Raw genomic sequence first — 22,841 nt, forward strand, 5'->3', positions numbered from 1 at the left:
TCTGGGGAGTTATGAATCAGGAAGTTGCTGCCAGCACTGCTGAGCTTGGTAAATCAGTCGTGCGCGAGGATCTGCTGCATCACGATCCGCTGCTTGATTGTCTGGTCGAGTTAACCCGGATTCATGGCCGCCCCAGCACGCGCGCGGCATTGATTGCGGGGCTTCCGCTTGAGAAAGGGGTATTGACCCCTTCGCTTTTCGCCCGGGCGGCGAGTCGTGCCGGCTTGTCCGCCAAGCTGATGCGGCGCCAGATCGAGCGTATCGATCCGGTCTTGTTGCCTGCTGTCCTGCTGACCAAGGGTGAGGAAGCTTGCGTCCTGCTCGGGTGGGATGATGCGGGAGAAAATGCCCGCCTGCTTTTCCCGGAGACCGGTCAAGGTACGGTATTGATGGCCCGCGACGAGCTTCTTGCGCGCTATGCCGGTATCGCCATCTTCTGCCGCCCGCATTTCCGCTTCGACAAACGGACGCCGCAGGTTGGGGATGTCAAGCTCCGCCACTGGTTCTGGGGGGCGCTTGCTGATCAGTGGCCGCTCTACCGCGATGTTCTGGCTGCAGCCTTGTTGATCAATATTGCTGCACTGGCGATGCCCCTGTTTTCAATGAATGTTTATGACCGGGTTATTCCCAATCGTGCCATGGAGACGTTGTGGGTCCTGGCGCTGGGGGTGGCTTTGCTGGTTGCGGTTGATTTGACCCTGCGTTCGTTGCGGGGCTATTTCATTGATCTGGCGAGTGCCAGAATCGACATGCAGCTATCCGCCAAAATCATGGAGCGGGTGCTTGGTGTTCGCATGGAAGCAAGGCCAACCGCTGTGGGCGCATTTTCATCCAATTTGCGCTCATTCGAGTCGGTCCGTGATTTCATTACTTCGGCTTCGGTGACGGCATTTATCGACTTGCCATTTGCCCTGCTGTTTATTCTGGTGATTGCGCTGATTGCCTGGCAGTTGGTTATCCCGGTATTGCTGGCAATTGTTTTCGTCGTGATTTATGCCTACATTCTTCAGCACAAAATGCACGAGCTTTCTGAGACAACGTATCGTGCAGGGGCATTGCGTAACGCCACCTTGATTGAAAGCCTGACCGCACTTGAAACGATAAAGACACAAGGGGCGGAAGGGGTCATGCAGTCAAAGTGGGAGAAGTCGGTTGCTTTCGTCTCCCAAGTCAATAACAAGATGCGCTTTCTTTCTGCGGCAGCAACCAATGGGGCGATGGAAGTCCAGCAATTGGTCAGTGTCGTGGTCGTTATCTGCGGCGTCTACCTGATTGGTGATGGCAAGCTCAGTATGGGCGGACTGATTGCCTGCACCATGCTGACTTCCCGCGCAGTAGCGCCGCTGGGCCAGATGGTTGGCCTGCTCATGCAGTATCACAGTGCAAAAGTTTCCCTGGCTTCGCTGGAAACCATCATGGCCAATCCAGTCGAGCGTCCGACCGATGCAGCCTTCGTGCATCGTCCGGAATTAAAGGGAAACATCGAATTCCGCGATGTGCAGTTCAGTTATCCGAATAGTTCGATTGCTGCCCTGAAGGGCTTGAGCTGCAAGATTGTTGCCGGTGAAAAAGTGGTTGTGATCGGGCGGATCGGTTCGGGTAAGACAACTCTGCAAAAATTGCTGCTGGGGCTTTATCAGCCGACCGGTGGTGCGCTGATGATCGATGGCGTCGATGTTCGCCAGCTGGACCCAGCAGATTTGCGACGCAACGTCGGCTATGTGGCGCAGGATGTGACGCTTTTTTACGGCACGTTGCGTGACAATATTTCGATCGGTGCGCCGTATGCCGATGATACTGCCATCATGGCGGCGGCAGAGGCGGCCGGCCTGACCGAGTTCGTCAATCGTCATCCGGATGGTTTTGACATGATGATTGGTGAACGTGGGGATTCTTTGTCCGGAGGCCAGCGTCAGGGCGTTGCCATCGCCCGAGCATTTTTGATGGACCCGCCGATCTTGCTGCTTGATGAGCCGACCAGTGCAATGGACTTTTCATCGGAGCAGCAATTCAAACAGCGCCTCAAGTCAATGGCTGCGCACAAGACAGTCTTGATCGTGACGCACCGCAATAGCCTTCTTGACTTGGCGACGCGCGTCATCGTGGTCGATGACGGTCGGATCGTGGCTGATGGTCCGCGTGATCAGGTGATCCAGGCCCTGCAGAGCGGCCGGATCGGGAGAGCTTCATGAGTCGCATCAAGGCAATCGGTGTGGCGCTGCATGGCTGGCTGGAAGGGGTGGCCGCACGCAGTGCGCCCCGTGTTGAAAAACTGCTTGGACGTTTACCCAGCAAGGAGGATGTCGACGTCGTTGATTTTGCAACGGATGCCGATCTGGCCATTCTCCGCCAGGAGCCGTTGAGAGCGCGGGTTCTGTTGCGCTCAATCGGTATCGTTCTGGTTATCTTCATTATTTGGGCTGCGGTGGCTCAACTGGATGAGGTAACGCGTGGTGATGGCAAAGTTATCCCGTCAAAGCAACTGCAGGTTTTGCAGAGCATCGATGGCGGCTTGGTGTCCGAAATCCTGGTTCGTGAGGGTGACGTCGTCCAGGCCAACCAGTTGCTGGTGAAAATTGACGAAACCCGCTTCGTTTCTTCGGTCAAGGAAAATCGCTCCCAATACCTCGGGCTGGTTGCCAAAGCAGCTCGCCTCAAGGCGATGTCGGATGGCAAACCTTTCATTCCTCCGGCGGATGTTTTGAAGGAAGTCCCCGAACTTGTCGAGCAGGAGCGTCTGCTCTATGAGGCAAAGCGGGAAGAGATGCAGGCGGCGGTTTCGATTGCTCGCCAGCAGTTGGCGCAGCGCCAGCAGGAACTTAATGAATCGCAGGCCCGCAAGGCTCAGGCGTTGCAAGGATATGAGCTGACGTCGCGCGAATTGACCGTAACCAAGCCTCTGATTAATTCGGGAGCCGTCTCCGAAGTCGAATTGTTGCGTCTTGAGCGTGATGTCTCGCGCTATCGTGGTGAGCGCGATATGGCAACGGCTCAGATCACCCGTATTCAGGCGGCGATTAACGAAGCCCATCGCAAAATCGAAGAGGTTGAGCTGACTTTTCGTAACGATGCAGGCAAGGAACTTTCGGAAACCTCTGGCAAGCTGAATAGCTTGGCTGAAGGAAGTATTGCCTTGTCTGATCGCGTCAAACAATCCTCCATTCGCTCTCCGGTCAAAGGGACGGTCAAGCGCTTGTTGGTAAATACGGTGGGTGGCGTGGTTCAGCCCGGCAAGGACATGATTGAAATCGTGCCGCTTGAGGATGCCTTGTTGCTGGAAGCGCGTGTTCAGCCTCGTGACATCGCTTTCTTGCGTCCAGGGCAGGCGGCGATGGTTAAATTCACCGCTTATGATTTTTCTGTTTATGGCGGGCTTGAAGGGACTTTGGAGCATATTGGTGCCGACAGCGTCATGGATGACAAGGGCAATGCTTTCTACACCGTTCGTGTCAGGACCAATAAACCTGGATTCGGTGACGCTAATCTCCCGATTATTCCGGGTATGGTTGCCGAAGTTGATATCCTGACAGGTAAGAAAAGCGTACTGGCCTACTTGTTGAAGCCGGTTTTGCGAGCCAAAAGCGTGGCGTTGACGGAGCGTTGATGAAACACTGGATTATCGATGTCGACAAAAATGCGCTGCCAACCTGGCTGGAGGCAATGCCCGGGGCTGCGTTGTTGGTCCGCAATGGTCTGCCAAGCATTTCTCTGGATGAGCCAGGGATCGTCTGGTGCCGGTTGCGTGCCGGTGAGGATTTTGCCGTGCTGGCTCGTGACATGGCACATGCGGCATCTCATCAGGTAGTTATTCTTTGTGATGATCTGAACGAGGAGCTTGTCATGCAGGCTCTTTCGCTGGGGGCGGCCGGCTGCTGTAATACACATGCTGCACCTGAGGTGTTGAGGCAGATTGCGCTGGTCGTCGGTAATGGTGGTTTGTGGATCGGTCAGTCGCTTTTGCAGCGTCTGGTCGGGACGACTTCGCGACTTCTCGGTCAACGAGCTTCCGTAGAGGAAAAAGCAGCCGAGGGCAGTGCCTGGGTCGCTTTGCTCTCCGAGCGCGAGGTGCAGGTTGCTCGGCTGGTTGCTGGAGGAGCCAGCAACAAGGAAGTGGCGAATCAGCTGGCAATTACAGAGCGCACAGTCAAAGCCCATCTGACGGCTGCTTTCGAGAAGCTGGGGATACGTGATCGTTTACAGCTTTCTCTCCGGATCAACGGTCGGCTACCTTGATTCCCAGGAGAGCCTTGTCTCTCCTGAATGGCTGGATTGTACTTTGGTGCAATAGCCAACAAACTTGAAGCTCCTTACACTGGCACAATCACTAATGCTGTATGGAGTTTTACCATGGCCCAAGCTCAAGTTATCGCTAAAGTCTCATCTATGTCTGGTGAGGCATTTGCCCGGGATGGTTCCGGCAAAATGCGTCGTTTGAAGGTCGGTGACTCCGTACGCGAAGGCGAGTCAGTCGTCAGCTCTGATGGCTCTCAGGTTGTCCTTAAACTGGCTGATGGCCGTGAGATGACGGTTCGTCCCGGTGAGGTGGCACGGATCGATGCTGAGGTTGCTGCACCGATCAAGCCTGATGCGGCAGATAGTGCGGTCATCAATAACCCGAAGGGCTTCCAGAAGATTGCCAAGGCAATTACCGGTGGCGGTGATCTCGACTCCCTGCTCGAACAAGAGGCGCCAGCAGCTGGCGCAGTCGGTACTGGCGGTAATGAGGGCCATACCTTCGTTGAGTTCTTGCGTGTCGTTGAAACGGTCGATCCGCTGGCGTTTCAGTTTGGTACGGGTGCAGGACGTGTGCTTGGGACGATTGAGCAGCCGGGGGTTCTGGTTGATGTCACTCCTCCGGCATTGACCGCAAAACTGGATTCCGCATCTGATAGCGGAGTTCAGGGAGATGGGATTACAAATGACAAGACACCGACGATCAGCGGTACAGGAGAGCCAGGGGCTTCCATTCTTGTCACCATGCCAGGAACTGGCGAAAAGCTGACCACCACGGTTAAGCCGGATGGTAGCTGGAGTGTGACGCCGACCCTCGATTTGCCGAACGGCCCGGCCACCGTTGCTGTTACGTCGACTGACCCGGCGGGTAATGTCGCGACGGCAAAAGTCCCATTGGTGATCGATGCGGAAGTGCCAAACAATGGCAAGGCACCAATCGTGGAAATTACCGAGGATGCTAACAATGACGGGTTCATCAATCGACTGGAGTCCGATGGGCCAACGGACGTCAAAGTGTCGTTCAACGGAAACCTGGTTAGCGTTGGAGATGTTGTAAAAATCACCTCGGGTGGTGTAACGAAGGATGTTGCAATCACCGAGGCAGACAAGCTTAATGGTTTTGTGACCACGACGTTCCCGGTACAGGCCAGTGGGACGACGGTTGTTGCTACAGCCATCATCGTTGATGTGGCCGGCAACACGACCGAACGCGGCAGCGACAGTGCGAAGGTTGATTTGAGCACGCTGGAAGGTTTGGCGGTGACGATCACGGAAGACGCGGACAACGACGGCTGGATCAACAGTGCGGAATTGCAGGGGACGGTGGGCGTTCGAGTCGATCTGCCGGCGAGCGCAGTCGCGGGTGATTTGCTGACGCTGAACGCGACCGGTAGCGCAGCGCAGACGATTACGCTGACGCAGGCCCAGATTGACGCGCATAGCGTGGTCTTTGAAGTGGCGGCGCCGGCCAATGGTGAAACCCTGGTGGTCAAGGCGCAGGTGACGGACCCGGCAGGCAACAAGTCGGCCGAAGTCAGCGACAGCGCGGTGATTGATACGCAAGCCCCGGGCGCACCGGTGGTCGAGATCACCGAAGACGGCAACAACGACGGCTGGATCAACCAGGCCGAACTCAATGGCGACATTGGTGTGACGGTCAGCCTGGCCGGCACGGGGGCCAAGGCAGGCGAAACCCTGCTGGTCAGCATCAATGGTACCGCCCAAACGCCGATCATTCTGACCGCAGCCGATATTCAAAGCGGCACGGTGGCACTGACGGGGATCAGTAACCCGGGCGAAGGCGTCACCCTGACGGTGACGGCAGCCGTGAAGGACGCCGCTGGCAATACGGGAGCGACGGGTAGCGACAGCGCGACGATCGACACGATTGCCCCGCAGACGCTGACGGCGAAGCTGGATCCGACCTCGGACAGTGGCACGAAGGGCGACAGCCTCACGAACGACAAGACACCGACGATCAGCGGCACGGGAGATCCGGGCGCGAAGATTGAAGTGACGATGCCGACCGGCGAGAAACTGACGACGACGGTGAAGCCGGACGGCAGCTGGACGGTGACGCCGACCCAGGACGTTCCGGACGGTCCGATCGTGGTCAACGTCAAGGAAACAGACCCGGCCGGCAACAGCATCAGCACGACGGTACCGCTGACCATCGATTCGGGCGTGCCGAACGATGGCACCGCACCGACCGTGACGATCACGGAAGATGCCAACAACGACGGCTTCATCAATCGTGTTGAAGCCCAAGGGCCGACCGACGTCAAGGTGTCGTTCAACGGCAACCTGGTCAATGTGGGCGATATCGTCAAGATTACCTCGGGTGGCGTGACGAAGGATGTGGCGATTACGGCGACGGACAAGGCGAACGGCTTTGTGACCACCGACTTCCCGCAGCAGGCTGCCGGCACGACGGTGACGGCAACGGCCGTGATCGTTGATGCGGCAGGCAACACGACGCAAGAAGGCAGCGACAGCGCCAAGCTGGATTTGAGCCCGCTGGACGGGTTGACCGTGAAAATCACGGAAGACGCGAACGACGACGGCTTCATCAACAAGGCCGAACTGCAAGGCACGGTGGGTGCAGAAATCAAGCTGCCGGCGACGGCGGTTGCCGGCGACGCCCTGACCATCACGGCGACGGGCAATGCGACGCAGACGATCATTCTGACGCAATCGCAGATTGACGCTGGCCAGGTGACCGTCGAACTGACGGCCCCGGGCAGTGGCACCGAAATGGTCGTGACGGCCCAGGTCAAGGACCCGGCCGGTAACGAATCCGCGGTGGCCAGCGACAAGGCGACGATCGCGACCGACGACATTGGTGCGCCGAAGGTGACGATCACCGAAGACACCAATAACGACGGCTGGATCAACAAGGCCGAACTGAATGGCGAGATTGGCGTCAGCGTCGAACTGCCGGGCACGGCCAAGGCTGGTGACAGCCTGCTGGTGTCGGTCAATGGTGTGGCACGTACGCCGATCGTACTGACGGCTGCGGACATCAGTACCGGCAGCGTGGCGATTACCGGTGTGACCAATCCGGGCGAAGGCAGCACGTTGACCGTGACGGCCCAAGTCAAGGATGTGGCGAACAACCTGGGTGCCGTCGGCAGCGACAGCGCCAAGATCGACACGACGACCTTCAGCGGTCTGGCCATCAGCATTACCGAAGACGAGAACGATGACGGCTTCATTGGTCAGGCGGAACTCAAGGGCAACGACATTGGCGTGCGCGTTGTTCTGCCGGCGGGAGCCGCCGTGGGCGACACCCTGACGGTGAGCGGTTCGGGCAATGTGGATAAGGTGATCACCCTGACGGCAGCCCAACTGGCGACCGGCTTCATTGATGTGACCTTCAACCCGACCGGCAACAACACCGACTTCAAGGCGACCGCCTCGATCGCAGATCCGGCCGGCAACAAGCTGGGTCCGGTTGAAGACACGGCCCGTCTGCAATTGAGCGCCCCGGGCGCCCCGATCGTGACGATCACCGAAGACGGCGACAACGACGGCTGGATCAACGGCACGGAACTGAACGGCACGATTGACGTATCGATCAGCGTCCCGGCGACCGCCAAGGCGGGCGACAAGATGCTGGTGACGATCAACGGGGTTGATCAGGCCCCGATCGTTCTGACCCAGGCCGATATCGACAAGGGCAGCATCTCGGTACCGAACGTCCCGAATCCGGGCGAAGGCGTCACGTTGACCGTGACGGCAGCCGTCAAGGACGCCGCTGGCAATACGGGAGCGACGGGCAGCGACAGCGCGACGATCGACACGATTGCCCCGCAGACGCTGACGGCGAAGCTGGATCCGACCTCGGACAGCGGCACGAAGGGCGACAGCATCACGAACGACAAGACCCCGACGATCAGCGGCACGGGAGATCCGGGCGCGAAGATTGAAGTGACGATGCCGACTGGCGAGAAACTGACGACGACGGTGAAGCCGGACGGCAGCTGGACGGTGACGCCGACCCAGGACGTTGCGGACGGTCCGATCGTGGTCAATGTGAAGGAAACCGACCCGGCAGGGAACAGCATCAGCACGACCGTGCCGTTGACCATCGATTCGGGTGTGCCGAACAACGGCACCGCCCCGACCGTGACGATCAGCGAAGATGCCAACAACGACGGCTGGATCAACCGAGCCGAAGCGCAAGGAGCCGCCGACGTCAAGGTGTCGTTCAACGGCAACCTGGTCAATGTGGGTGACATCGTCAAGATCACCTCGGCTGGTGTGACCAACGATGTGGCGATCACGGCGGCGGACAAGGCGAACGGCTTTGTGACGACGACCTTCCCGGCCCAGGCGGATGGAACGACGATGACGGTCACCGCCGTCATCGTGGATGCCGCAGGCAACAGCACTGCCCAGGGCAGTGATGCGGCGAAGGTGGATATCACCAACTTCACGGGTCTGGCGATCAGCATCACTGAAGATGAAAACAACGACGGCTTCATCAGCCAGTCGGAACTGAAAGGCAACGACATTGGCGTTCGCGTTGCGCTGCCGGCGGGTGCGGCGGCAGGTGACACGCTGACGGTTGAAGGCTCGGGCAATGTGGCGCAGACCTTCGTGTTGACCGCAGCGCAACTGGCGACGGGCTACATTGACGTCTCGTTCAACCCGACGGGCAACAACACCGACTTTGTGGCGAAGGCCTCGATCGTTGATGCGGCCGGCAACAGTGCGGGTCCGGTCAGCGACACGGCCCGCCTGCAACTGACGGCCCCGGGCGCGCCGATCGTGACGATTGAAGAAGACGCGAACAACGACGGCTTCATCAACCAGGCCGAGCTGAACGGGCCGATCGACGTCTCGATCAGCGTCCCGGCGACGGCGAAGGCAGGCGACAGCATGCTGGTGACGATCAACGGTACGCCGCTGGCGCCGATTGTTCTGACCCAGGCCGATATCGACAAGAACAGCATTTCGATTCCGAATGTTTCGAATCCGGGCGAAGGCGCAACGTTGACCGTGACAGCCCAGGTGAAGGACGTGGCTGGCAATCTGGGCGGCATTGGATCGGACAGCGCGAAGGTTGATACGCTGGTGCCGAATGGTGGTGTCGCCCCGGTGGTTGAGATCACGGAGGATGCCAACAACGACGGCTGGATCAACAAGGCAGAAGCGGTTGGTAATGCGGACGTGAAGGTCTCGTTTGACGGCACGAAGGTTGATGTGGGTGACAAGGTCCTGGTCAGCTCGGGAGGTGTGACGAACACGGTGACGATCACGGCGGCCGACAAGGCCAACAACTACGTGACGACGAACTTTGCACAGCCGGCAGATGGCAGCACGATGACGGTGACGGCGAAGATTGTGGATGCGGCGCAGAACAGCAGTGCGGAAGGCAGCGACAGCGCGAAGGTTGATACCACGGTGCCGAATGATGGCAATGCGCCGGTGGTGACGATCACGGAAGATGCGAACAACGACGGTTTCATCAATCGAGCCGAAGCGTTGGGCAATGCGGACGTGAAGGTTGAGTTCGACGGCAGCAAGGTTGCGGTGGGTGATGTGGTGAAGATCACGTCGGGTGGCGTGACGCATGATGTGACGATCACGGTGGCGGACAAGGCTGCCGGGTTTGTGACGACCAGCTTTGCGGCGCAGGCAAGCGGTACGACGATGACGGCGACGGCGGTGATTGTTGATGCGGCGGGGAATGTGTCGACGCAAGGCAGCGACAGTGCGAAGGTTGATTTGAGCACGCTGGAAGGTTTGGCGGTGACGATCACGGAAGACGCGGACAACGACGGCTGGATCAACAGTGCGGAATTGCAGGGGACGGTGGGCGTTCGAGTCGATCTGCCGGCGAGCGCAGTCGCGGGTGATTTGCTGACGCTGAACGCGACCGGTAGCGCAGCGCAGACGATTACGCTGACGCAGGCCCAGATTGACGCGCATAGCGTGGTCTTTGAAGTGGCGGCGCCGGCCAATGGTGAAACCCTGGTGGTCAAGGCGCAGGTGACGGACCCGGCAGGCAACAAGTCGGCCGAAGTCAGCGACAGCGCGGTGATTGATACGCAAGCCCCGGGCGCACCGGTGGTCGAGATCACCGAAGACGGCAACAACGACGGCTGGATCAACCAGGCCGAACTCAATGGCGACATTGGTGTGACGGTCAGCCTGGCCGGCACGGGGGCCAAGGCAGGCGAAACCCTGCTGGTCAGCATCAATGGTACCGCCCAAACGCCGATCATTCTGACCGCAGCCGATATTCAAAGCGGCACGGTGGCACTGACGGGGATCAGTAACCCGGGCGAAGGCGTCACCCTGACGGTGACGGCAGCCGTGAAGGACGCCGCTGGCAATACGGGAGCGACGGGTAGCGACAGCGCGACGATCGACACGATTGCCCCGCAGACGCTGACGGCGAAGCTGGATCCGACCTCGGACAGTGGCACGAAGGGCGACAGCCTCACGAACGACAAGACACCGACGATCAGCGGCACGGGAGATCCGGGCGCGAAGATTGAAGTGACGATGCCGACCGGCGAGAAACTGACGACGACGGTGAAGCCGGACGGCAGCTGGACGGTGACGCCGACCCAGGACGTTCCGGACGGTCCGATCGTGGTCAACGTCAAGGAAACCGACCCGGCAGGGAACAGCATCAGCACGACGGTACCGCTGACCATCGACACTGGCGTGCCGAACGACGGCACCGCACCGACCGTGACGATCACGGAAGATGCCAACAACGATGGCTTCATCAATCGCGTCGAAGCCCAAGGGCCGACCGACGTCAAGGTGTCGTTCAACGGCAACCTGGTCAATGTGGGCGATATCGTCAAGATTACCTCGGGTGGCGTGACGAAGGATGTGGCGATTACGGCGACGGACAAGGCGAACGGCTTTGTGACCACCGACTTCCCGCAGCAGGCTGCCGGCACGACGGTGACGGCAACGGCCGTGATCGTTGATGCGGCAGGCAACACGACGCAAGAAGGCAGCGACAGCGCCAAGCTGGATTTGAGCCCGCTGGACGGGTTGACCGTGAAAATCACGGAAGACGCGAACGACGACGGCTTCATCAACAAGGCCGAACTGCAAGGCACGGTGGGTGCAGAAATCAAGCTGCCGGCGACGGCGGTTGCCGGCGACGCCCTGACCATCACGGCGACGGGCAATGCGACGCAGACGATCATTCTGACGCAATCGCAGATTGATGCTGGCCAGGTGACCGTCGAACTGACGGCCCCGGGCAGTGGTACCGAAATGGTCGTGACGGCCCAGGTCAAGGACCCGGCCGGTAACGAATCCGCGGTGGCCAGCGACAAGGCGACGATCGCGACCGACGACATTGGTGCGCCGAAGGTGACGATCACCGAAGACACCAATAACGACGGCTGGATCAACAAGGCCGAACTCAATGGCGAGATTGGCGTCAGCGTCGAACTGCCGGGCACGGCCAAGGCGGGCGACAGCCTGCTGGTCTCGGTTAATGGCGTGGCACGTACGCCGATCGTATTGACGGCTGCGGACATCAGTACCGGCAGCGTGGCGATTACCGGCGTGACCAATCCGGGCGAAGGCAGCACGTTGACCGTGACGGCCCAAGTCAAGGATGTGGCGAACAACCTGGGTGCCGTCGGCAGCGACAGCGCCAAGATCGACACGACGACCTTCAGCGGTCTGGCCATCAGCATTACCGAAGACGAGAACGATGACGGCTTCATTGGTCAGGCGGAACTCAAGGGCAACGACATTGGCGTGCGCGTTGTTCTGCCGGCGGGAGCCGCCGTGGGCGACACCCTGACGGTGAGCGGTTCGGGCAATGTGGATAAGGTGATCACCCTGACGGCAGCCCAACTGGCGACCGGCTTCATTGATGTGACCTTCAACCCGACCGGCAACAACACCGACTTCAAGGCGACCGCCTCGATCGCAGATCCGGCCGGCAACAAGCTGGGTCCGGTTGAAGACACGGCCCGTCTGCAATTGAGCGCCCCGGGCGCCCCGATCGTGACGATCACCGAAGACGGCGACAACGACGGCTGGATCAACGGCACGGAACTGAACGGCACGATTGACGTATCGATCAGCGTCCCGGCGACCGCCAAGGCGGGCGACAAGATGCTGGTGACGATCAACGGGGTTGATCAGGCCCCGATCGTTCTGACCCAGGCCGATATCGACAAGGGCAGCATCTCGGTACCGAACGTCCCGAATCCGGGCGAAGGCGTCACGTTGACCGTGACGGCAGCCGTCAAGGACGCCGCTGGCAATACGGGAGCGACGGGCAGCGACAGCGCGACGATCGACACGATTGCCCCGCAGACGCTGACGGCGAAGCTGGATCCGACCTCGGACAGCGGCACGAAGGGCGACAGCATCACGAACGACAAGACCCCGACGATCAGCGGCACGGGAGATCCGGGCGCGAAGATTGAAGTGACGATGCCGACTGGCGAGAAACTGACGACGACGGTGAAGCCGGACGGCAGCTGGACGGTGACGCCGACCCAGGACGTTGCGGACGGTCCGATCGTGGTCAATGTGAAGGAAACCGACCCGGCAGGGAACAGCATCAGCACGACCGTGCCGTTGACCATCGATTCGGGTGTGCCGAACAACGGCACCGCCCCGACCGTGACGATCAGCGAAGATGCCAACAACGACGGCTGGATCAACCGAGCCGAAGCGCAAGGAGCCGCCGACGTCAAGGTGTCGTTCAACGGCAACCTGGTCAATGTGGGTGACATCGTCAAGATCACCTCGGCTGGTGTGACCAACGATGTGGCGATCACGGCGGCGGACAAGGCGAACGGCTTTGTGACGACGACCTTCCCGGCCCAGGCGGATGGAACGACGATGACGGTCACCGCCGTCATCGTGGATGCCGCAGGCAACAGCACTGCCCAGGGCAGTGATGCGGCGAAGGTGGATATCACCAACTTCACGGGTCTGGCGATCAGCATCACTGAAGATGAAAACAACGACGGCTTCATCAGCCAGTCGGAACTGAAAGGCAACGACATTGGCGTTCGCGTTGCGCTGCCGGCGGGTGCGGCGGCAGGTGACACGCTGACGGTTGAAGGCTCGGGCAATGTGGCGCAGACCTTCGTGTTGACCGCAGCGCAACTGGCGACGGGCTACATTGACGTCTCGTTCAACCCGACGGGCAACAACACCGACTTTGTGGCGAAGGCCTCGATCGTTGATGCGGCCGGCAACAGTGCGGGTCCGGTCAGCGACACGGCCCGCCTGCAACTGACGGCCCCGGGCGCGCCGATCGTGACGATTGAAGAAGACGCGAACAACGACGGCTTCATCAACCAGGCCGAGCTGAACGGGCCGATCGACGTCTCGATCAGCGTCCCGGCGACGGCGAAGGCAGGCGACAGCATGCTGGTGACGATCAACGGTACGCCGCTGGCGCCGATTGTTCTGACCCAGGCCGATATCGACAAGAACAGCATTTCGATTCCGAATGTTTCGAATCCGGGCGAAGGCGCAACGTTGACCGTGACAGCCCAGGTGAAGGACGTGGCTGGCAATCTGGGCGGCATTGGATCGGACAGCGCGAAGGTTGATACGCTGGTGCCGAATGGTGGTGTCGCCCCGGTGGTTGAGATCACGGAGGATGCCAACAACGACGGCTGGATCAACAAGGCAGAAGCGGTTGGTAATGCGGACGTGAAGGTCTCGTTTGACGGCACGAAGGTTGATGTGGGTGACAAGGTCCTGGTCAGCTCGGGAGGTGTGACGAACACGGTGACGATCACGGCGGCCGACAAGGCCAACAACTACGTGACGACGAACTTTGCACAGCCGGCAGATGGCAGCACGATGACGGTGACGGCGAAGATTGTGGATGCGGCGCAGAACAGCAGTGCGGAAGGCAGCGACAGCGCGAAGGTTGATACCACGGTGCCGAATGATGGCAATGCGCCGGTGGTGACGATCACGGAAGATGCGAACAACGACGGTTTCATCAATCGAGCCGAAGCGTTGGGCAATGCGGACGTGAAGGTTGAGTTCGACGGCAGCAAGGTTGCGGTGGGTGATGTGGTGAAGATCACGTCGGGTGGCGTGACGCATGATGTGACGATCACGGTGGCGGACAAGGCTGCCGGGTTTGTGACGACCAGCTTTGCGGCGCAGGCAAGCGGTACGACGATGACGGCGACGGCGGTGATTGTTGATGCGGCGGGGAATGTGTCGACGCAAGGCAGCGACAGTGCGAAGGTTGATTTGAGCACGCTGGAAGGTTTGGCGGTGACGATCACGGAAGACGCGGACAACGACGGCTGGATCAACAGTGCGGAATTGCAGGGGACGGTGGGCGTTCGAGTCGATCTGCCGGCGAGCGCAGTCGCGGGTGATTTGCTGACGCTGAACGCGACCGGTAGCGCAGCGCAGACGATTACGCTGACGCAGGCCCAGATTGACGCGCATAGCGTGGTCTTTGAAGTGGCGGCGCCGGCCAATGGTGAAACCCTGGTGGTCAAGGCGCAGGTGACGGACCCGGCAGGCAACAAGTCGGCCGAAGTCAGCGACAGCGCGGTGATTGATACGCAAGCCCCGGGCGCACCGGTGGTCGAGATCACCGAAGACGGCAACAACGACGGCTGGATCAACCAGGCCGAACTCAATGGCGACATTGGTGTGACGGTCAGCCTGGCCGGCACGGGGGCCAAGGCAGGCGAAACCCTGCTGGTCAGCATCAATGGTACCGCCCAAACGCCGATCATTCTGACCGCAGCCGATATTCAAAGCGGCACGGTGGCACTGACGGGGATCAGTAACCCGGGCGAAGGCGTCACCCTGACGGTGACGGCAGCCGTGAAGGACGCCGCTGGCAATACGGGAGCGACGGGTAGCGACAGCGCGACGATCGACACGATTGCCCCGCAGACGCTGACGGCGAAGCTGGATCCGACCTCGGACAGTGGCACGAAGGGCGACAGCCTCACGAACGACAAGACACCGACGATCAGCGGCACGGGAGATCCGGGCGCGAAGATTGAAGTGACGATGCCGACCGGCGAGAAACTGACGACGACGGTGAAGCCGGACGGCAGCTGGACGGTGACGCCGACCCAGGACGTTCCGGACGGTCCGATCGTGGTCAACGTCAAGGAAACCGACCCGGCAGGGAACAGCATCAGCACGACGGTACCGCTGACCATCGACACTGGCGTGCCGAACGACGGCACCGCACCGACCGTGACGATCACGGAAGATGCCAACAACGATGGCTTCATCAATCGCGTCGAAGCCCAAGGGCCGACCGACGTCAAGGTGTCGTTCAACGGCAACCTGGTCAATGTGGGCGATATCGTCAAGATCACCTCGGGTGGCGTGACGAAGGATGTGGCGATTACGGCGACGGACAAGGCGAACGGCTTTGTGACCACCGACTTCCCGCAGCAGGCCGCTGGCACGACGGTGACGGCAACGGCCGTGATCGTTGATGCGGCAGGCAACACGACGCAAGAAGGCAGCGACAGCGCCAAGCTGGATTTGAGCCCGCTGGACGGGTTGACCGTGAAAATCACGGAAGACGCGAACGACGACGGCTTCATCAACAAGGCCGAACTGCAAGGCACGGTGGGTGCAGAAATCAAGCTGCCGGCGACAGCCGTTGCCGGCGACGCCCTGACCATCACGGCGACGGGCAATGCGACGCAGACGATCATTCTGACGCAATCGCAGATTGATGCTGGCCAGGTGACCGTCGAACTGACGGCCCCGGGCAGTGGTACCGAAATGGTCGTGACGGCCCAGGTCAAGGACCCGGCCGGTAACGAATCCGCGGTGGCCAGCGACAAGGCGACGATCGCGACCGACGACATTGGTGCGCCGAAGGTGACGATCACCGAAGACACCAATAACGACGGCTGGATCAACAAGGCCGAACTCAATGGCGAGATTGGCGTCAGCGTCGAACTGCCGGGCACGGCCAAGGCGGGCGACAGCCTGCTGGTCTCGGTTAATGGCGTGGCACGTACGCCGATCGTATTGACGGCTGCGGACATCAGTACCGGCAGCGTGGCGATTACCGGCGTGACCAATCCGGGCGAAGGCAGCACGTTGACCGTGACGGCCCAAGTCAAGGATGTGGCGAACAACCTGGGTGCCGTCGGCAGCGACAGCGCCAAGATCGACACGACGACCTTCAGTGGTCTGGCCATCAGCATTACCGAAGACGAGAACGATGACGGCTTCATTGGTCAGGCGGAACTCAAGGGCAACGACATTGGCGTGCGCGTTGTTCTGCCGGCGGGAGCCGCCGTGGGCGACACCCTGACGGTGAGCGGTTCGGGCAATGTGGACAAGGTGATCACCCTGACGGCAGCCCAACTGGCGACCGGCTTCATTGATGTGACCTTCAACCCGACCGGCAACAACACCGACTTCAAGGCGACCGCCTCGATCGCAGATCCGGCCGGCAACAAGCTGGGTCCGGTCGAAGACACGGCCCGTCTGCAATTGAGCGCCCCGGGCGCCCCGATCGTGACGATCACCGAAGACGGCGACAACGACGGCTGGATCAACGGCACGGAACTGAACGGCACGATTGACGTATCGATCAGCGTCCCGGCGACCGCCAAGGCGGGCGACAAGATGCTGGTGACGATCAACGGGGTTGATCAGGCCCCGATCGTTCTGACCCAGGCCGATATCGACAAGGGCAGCATCTCGGTACCGAACGTCCCGAATCCGGGCGAAGGCGTCACGTTGACCGTGACGGCAGCCGTCAAGGACGCCGCTGGCAATACGGGAGCGACGGGCAGCGACAGCGCGACGATCGACACGATTGCCCCGCAGACGCTGACGGCGAAGCTGGATCCGACCTCGGACAGCGGCACGAAGGGCGACAGCATCACGAACGACAAGACCCCGACGATCAGCGGCACGGGAGATCCGGGCGCGAAGATTGAAGTGACGATGCCGACTGGCGAGAAACTGACGACGACGGTGAAGCCGGACGGCAGCTGGACGGTGACGCCGACCCAGGACGTTGCGGACGGTCCGATCGTGGTCAATGTGAAGGAAACCGACCCGGCAGGGAACAGCATCAGCACGACCGTGCCGTTGACCATCGATTCGGGTGTGCCGAACAACGGCACCGCCCCGACCGTGACGATCAGCGAAGATGCCAACAACGACGGCTGGATCAACCGAGCCGAAGCGCAAGGAGCCGCCGACGTCAAGGTGTCGTTCAACGGCAACCTGGTCAATGTGGGTGACATCGTCAAGATCACCTCGGCTGGTGTGACCAACGATGTGGCGATCACGGCGGCGGACAAGGCGAACGGCTTTGTGACGACGACCTTCCCGGCCCAGGCGGATGGAACGACGATGACGGTCACCGCCGTCATCGTGGATGCCGCAGGCAACAGCACTGCCCAGGGCAGTGATGCGGCGAAGGTGGATATCACCAACTTCACGGGTCTGGCGATCAGCATCACTGAAGATGAAAACAACGACGGCTTCATCAGCCAGTCGGAACTGAAAGGCAACGACATTGGCGTTCGCGTTGCGCTGCCGGCGGGTGCGGCGGCAGGTGACACGCTGACGGTTGAAGGCTCGGGCAATGTGGCGCAGACCTTCGTGTTGACCGCAGCGCAACTGGCGACGGGCTACATTGACGTCTCGTTCAACCCGACGGGCAACAACACCGACTTTGTGGCGAAGGCCTCGATCGTTGATGCGGCCGGCAACAGTGCGGGTCCGGTCAGCGACACGGCCCGCCTGCAACTGACGGCCCCGGGCGCGCCGATCGTGACGATTGAAGAAGACGCGAACAACGACGGCTTCATCAACCAGGCCGAGCTGAACGGGCCGATCGACGTCTCGATCAGCGTCCCGGCGACGGCGAAGGCAGGCGACAGCATGCTGGTGACGATCAACGGTACGCCGCTGGCGCCGATTGTTCTGACCCAGGCCGATATCGACAAGAACAGCATTTCGATTCCGAATGTTTCGAATCCGGGCGAAGGCGCAACGTTGACCGTGACAGCCCAGGTGAAGGACGTGGCTGGCAATCTGGGCGGCATTGGATCGGACAGCGCGAAGGTTGATACGCTGGTGCCGAATGGTGGTGTCGCCCCGGTGGTTGAGATCACGGAGGATGCCAACAACGACGGCTGGATCAACAAGGCAGAAGCGGTTGGTAATGCGGACGTGAAGGTCTCGTTTGACGGCACGAAGGTTGATGTGGGTGACAAGGTCCTGGTCAGCGCGGGTGGTGTGACGAACACGGTGACGATCACGGCGGCCGACAAGGCCAACAACTACGTGACGACGAACTTTGCACAGCCGGCCGATGGCAGCACGATGACGGTGACGGCGAAGATTGTGGATGCGGCGCAGAACAGCAGCGCGGAAGGCAGCGACAGCGCGAAGGTTGATACCACGGTGCCGAATGATGGCAATGCGCCGGTGGTGACGATTACGGAAGATGCGAACAACGATGGTTTCATCAACCGTACCGAAGCGGTGGGCAATGCGGACGTGAAGGTTGAGTTCGACGGCAGCAAGGTTGCGGTGGGTGATGTGGTGAAGATCACGTCGGGTGGCGTGACGCATGATGTGACGATCACGGTGGCGGACAAGGCTGCCGGGTTTGTGACGACCAGCTTTGCGGCGCAGGCAAGCGGTACGACGATGACGGCGACGGCGGTGATTGTTGATGCGGCGGGGAATGTGTCGACGCAAGGCAGCGACAGTGCGAAGGTTGATACGACACCGCCCAATGGAGGTGTCGCACCGACCGTGACGATCACGGAAGATGCGAACAACGATGGCTGGATCAACAAGACGGAAGCAGTTGGTAATGCGGACGTGAAGGTTGAGTTCGACGGCACGAAGGTTGCAGTGGGTGATGTGGTTCAGATCACCTCGGGTGGTGTGACGAACAGCGTGACAATCGCGGCAGCAGACAAGGCTGCTGGGTTTGTGACGACCAGCTTTGCTCCTGTTGCCGAAGGCGCGACGATGACGGTCACTGCCAAGATCGTCGATGCCGCAGGTAACAGCACTCTGGATGGTTCGGATAGTGCCGTGGTTGATACGACACCGCCGAATGGAGGTGTCGCACCGACCGTGACGATCACGGAAGATGCCAACAACGACGGCTGGATCAACAAGACGGAAGCGGTGGGCAATGCGGACGTGAAGGTTGAGTTCGACGGCACGAAGGTTGTAGTGGGTGATGTGGTTCAGATCACCTCGGGTGGTGTGACGAACACGGTGACGATCACGGCCACGGACAAGGCCAATAATTACGTGACGACGAGCTTCCCGCCGGTTGCCGAAGGCGCGACGATGACGGTCACTGCCAAGATCGTCGATGCCGCAGGAAATGCAACGGCATCGGGAAGCGATACAGCCAAAGCTGATTCCTCTAATCCGAGCCTGGTGATTACTTCATCTGATGGTGTTCTCTCGCCAGGAGAGGCTGTAACGCTGACCTTTACTTTCAGTGAGCCGGTCAAGGATTTTGTGGCTGGCGACATATCCGTCACCGGTGGAACGCTTGATGCTGCGAGCTTGACGAGTACCGATGGTGGCAAAACCTGGGCAGCGACTTTTGCCCAAACAGGAGCTGCAACACCGGTTATCAGTGTTGCAGCTGGTAGCTATTCCGACCTTGCCGGGAATGCCGGTTCAGCAGCTTCACTGACCTTGAACAATGTTCCAGATGCGATTGATGATCGCTATATCTTGACTTCATTGAAGAGCCAGTACTGGGGCTACAACGAGGGGGCCGATGGTGCAAACCTGACTACGGTTGCTCAAGTTGAAACATTTGCTAACACGCATGCAGCAACGGCTACCTTTGACGTCAATAGCCTGAATCTTGGTCAAACGGCGATTACCAATAATCTGGGTACGGCAGGGAACCTTGCTACATTCTTGGGGGCTAGCGCCACAAACTTGCAAACGACTGCTGCTTACGGCACGACGTCTGATGCGATTGTCAAAATGACAGGAAAAATCAATTTGGCTGCTGGAAATTACAATTTCCGTGTTTATGCTGACGATGGTTTTGTCATACGAGTTGATGGTGTTGAAGTCGGTAAGTTTGATGGGATTCAATCAGCAACGACTCGTGAGTTTGCCAATTTCAACATTGCAACCAGCGGTGAACACACGATCGAAGTCTTCTATTGGGATCAGGCTGGCAACGCTGTCTTCAAGGCTGAATTGCGTCCAGAGGGTGGCGCATATCAGGTGCTTGATGTTAATTCGCAGTATGGGTCTGGTCCGCTTGTTACGCTGGAAGATAAGGCTCTGACAATTGATCCGGCAACTCTGCTGGGGAATGACAAGGATCAGAACGGTGATCCGCTGCAGATTACTTCTGTCCAGAATGCTACGAACGGTACCGTTGCGCTTGTCAATGGGAAGGTAGTCTTTACGCCAAATCCGAATTACAACGGAGATGCGACCTTTACCTATACCATCTCTGATGGCAAGGGTGGTTCCGATACTGCAACTGTGACTCTCAAGGTTACGCCGGTTGCAGATGCTCCAACGATTCAGTCAGGTGTTGCAGCGACTGTTTCTGAAGAGGGCCTGGCTGGTGGTTTGCCGGACTCGACGGGCAATCCGACAGATGTGACCAATGCCAAGTCGGCAACCGGTACGATAGTGATTGCCGATCCGGATGGCGATGCAATTTCTTCTGTTGTCCTGACTGTCCCGACTTTTGCAACCCCTCTGACCAGTGGTGGTCAGACTGTTACTTGGAGTGGCGACAACACCGGTACGTTGACGGCGACTGCTGGTGGGCAAACGGTGGCGACAATCAGCATCACCGCGACAGGGACTTACACGGTCAACTTGCTCAAGCCGATCGATCATCCGGCAGGACAAGGTGAAAATGTACTGTCGTTCAATGTCGGTGTGAAGGCGACTGCAGGTGGTCAGACCACAACGGGTTCCTTCCAGGTCTCGATTGAGGACGATGCTCCTGTTGCAGTTGCTCCGCTGACCGGCGACATTGCAATGACCAATACCAATCTGTTGATTACGCTCGATGTCTCCGGCTCCATGGGGACGACAGATGGCGTCAATGGGCAGACTCGTTTGGCAAGCTCGATTGCTTCTATCAAGACGTTGCTTGATCGCTACGACGAATTCGGTGATGTGAAGGTTGCATTGGTAACTTTCTCAACGGGTTCTGCTCAGCAAGGTACGACCTGGTTGACTGTGGCGCAGGCAAAGACATACCTCGATAGTCTCTCTGCCAATGGCGGCACTAACTATGATGCAGCCATTAATTCTGCAATGAATGCATTCAATACCGCTGGCAAACTGACCAATGCCCAGAATGTTTCGTACTTCTTCACCGACGGTGTCCCCACCTTTGGTTCTGGAGATGTGAATACCTTGACGGGTACGCAGAATGGCAACGGTGGTAACAGCAGCGATCCTGATTCTGGTATTCAGGCAGGTGAGGAGGCCCTCTGGAAGAGTTTCCTGAATAACAATCAGGTCAAGGCTTTCGCGATTGGCATGGGGTCAGGGATTACTGATGCCAGCTACCTGCATCCGATTGCCTATGATGGACAGGCGTCGATCGATACCAATGGTGTTCGTGTGACCGCCTTTGATCAGCTTGATAGCGTTCTGGCCGGGACCATCCAGCAGCCGGTCGGTGGCCAGTTGGTCAGTGGTGGTTTGCTAGGCGGAGCCATTGGTGCTGATGGTGGTGGTCATATCCAATCCGTGGTGGTCGACGGCCATACATTCTCCTTCGATCTGGTAACAGGAACGGCACCAGCCCAAGCTGGCGGTACCTTTAATACAACAACCAAGGAATGGACCATAACGACAGTCGCTGGTGGCACCTTTGTCGTTGATATGGATGGCGGAACCTACTCCTACAAGGCGCCGGCTACGCTGATATCGACCAAGGCGGTAGAGACGATGAATTACACCGTCTCTGATCGTGATGGTGATACTCAGTCTGCAACCGTGACGGTGAACGTCGAGCGCACCAATGTGGTTATCGGTACGACCGGGTCTGAAACTTTGAATGGTACAGACCAGCCGGATTTGATTCTGGGCCGTGCAGGTGATGACATCATCAATGGCGGTGTCGGTAACGACAAACTCTATGGTGGTGATGGCAACGACACCATTACTGGGGGCTTGGGTAGTGATTTGCTGGGAGGTGGGCTGGGCGTTGATACCTTCAAGTGGGGATTGGCTGATCACGGTACGGCTGGGACACCGGTTCGTGACACGATCGAAGACTTCACCAAGGGGATCGGTGGCGATGTGCTTGATTTGCGCGATTTGCTACAGGGTGAAAACTCGGGCAATTTGACGCAGTTCCTGCACTTCTCTGCCAGTGGTAGCGACACTCTGGTCCAAATCAGCAGTACTGGTGCTTTCAATGGCAATAACTCGGCAACAGCCGCGGATCAGGAAATTCTGCTCAAGGGTGTTGCTCTGAGCTCGATTGCCGGTGCTAATGCAACAGATGCCCAGATCATTACTGAATTGCTGAAGAACAATCTTCGTACAGATTGATTCTGAAAACGGGCAACATGCAAAGAGCCGGCGAAAGCCGGCTCTTTTTTGTCCAAGGGGCTCGGAAATAAAAAAGG

The 22,841-nt window shown here is 59.1% G+C and carries 4 protein-coding genes; all 4 read left to right on the plus strand.

Going from position 1 to position 22,841, the window contains the following annotated elements; genetic code table 11:
• Nucleotides 1-11 precede the first annotated feature (11 nt).
• The 4 genes from KI614_RS04290 (at nucleotide 12) to KI614_RS04305 (ending at nucleotide 22,764) form a co-directional block, all read left to right on the plus strand.
• Nucleotides 12-2,192 carry a type I secretion system permease/ATPase gene (locus KI614_RS04290; protein WP_226408121.1) on the plus strand — a complete coding sequence of 727 codons (2,181 nt, stop codon included), beginning with the start codon at nucleotides 12-14 and terminating at the stop codon, nucleotides 2,190-2,192.
• Nucleotides 2,189-3,604: an HlyD family type I secretion periplasmic adaptor subunit gene (locus tag KI614_RS04295; RefSeq protein ID WP_226408122.1), complete on the plus strand. Its 1,416-nt coding sequence runs from the start codon at nucleotides 2,189-2,191 to the stop codon at nucleotides 3,602-3,604. Before KI614_RS04290 ends, KI614_RS04295 begins: the two co-directional genes overlap by 4 nt.
• Nucleotides 3,604-4,233 carry a helix-turn-helix transcriptional regulator gene (locus tag KI614_RS04300; protein ID WP_226408123.1) on the plus strand — a complete coding sequence of 210 codons (630 nt, stop codon included), beginning with the start codon at nucleotides 3,604-3,606 and terminating at the stop codon, nucleotides 4,231-4,233. The genes KI614_RS04295 and KI614_RS04300 overlap by 1 nt, the downstream gene beginning before the upstream one ends.
• 189 nt (nucleotides 4,234-4,422) lie before the next feature.
• Nucleotides 4,423-22,764, plus strand: coding sequence for an Ig-like domain-containing protein (locus KI614_RS04305; protein ID WP_226408125.1), 18,342 nt, complete (start codon nucleotides 4,423-4,425; stop codon nucleotides 22,762-22,764).
• Nucleotides 22,765-22,841: the final 77 nt, after the last annotated feature.

It is taken from the genome of Dechloromonas denitrificans (assembly GCF_020510665.1).
GTDB classification, from domain to species: domain Bacteria; phylum Pseudomonadota; class Gammaproteobacteria; order Burkholderiales; family Rhodocyclaceae; genus Azonexus; species Azonexus denitrificans_B.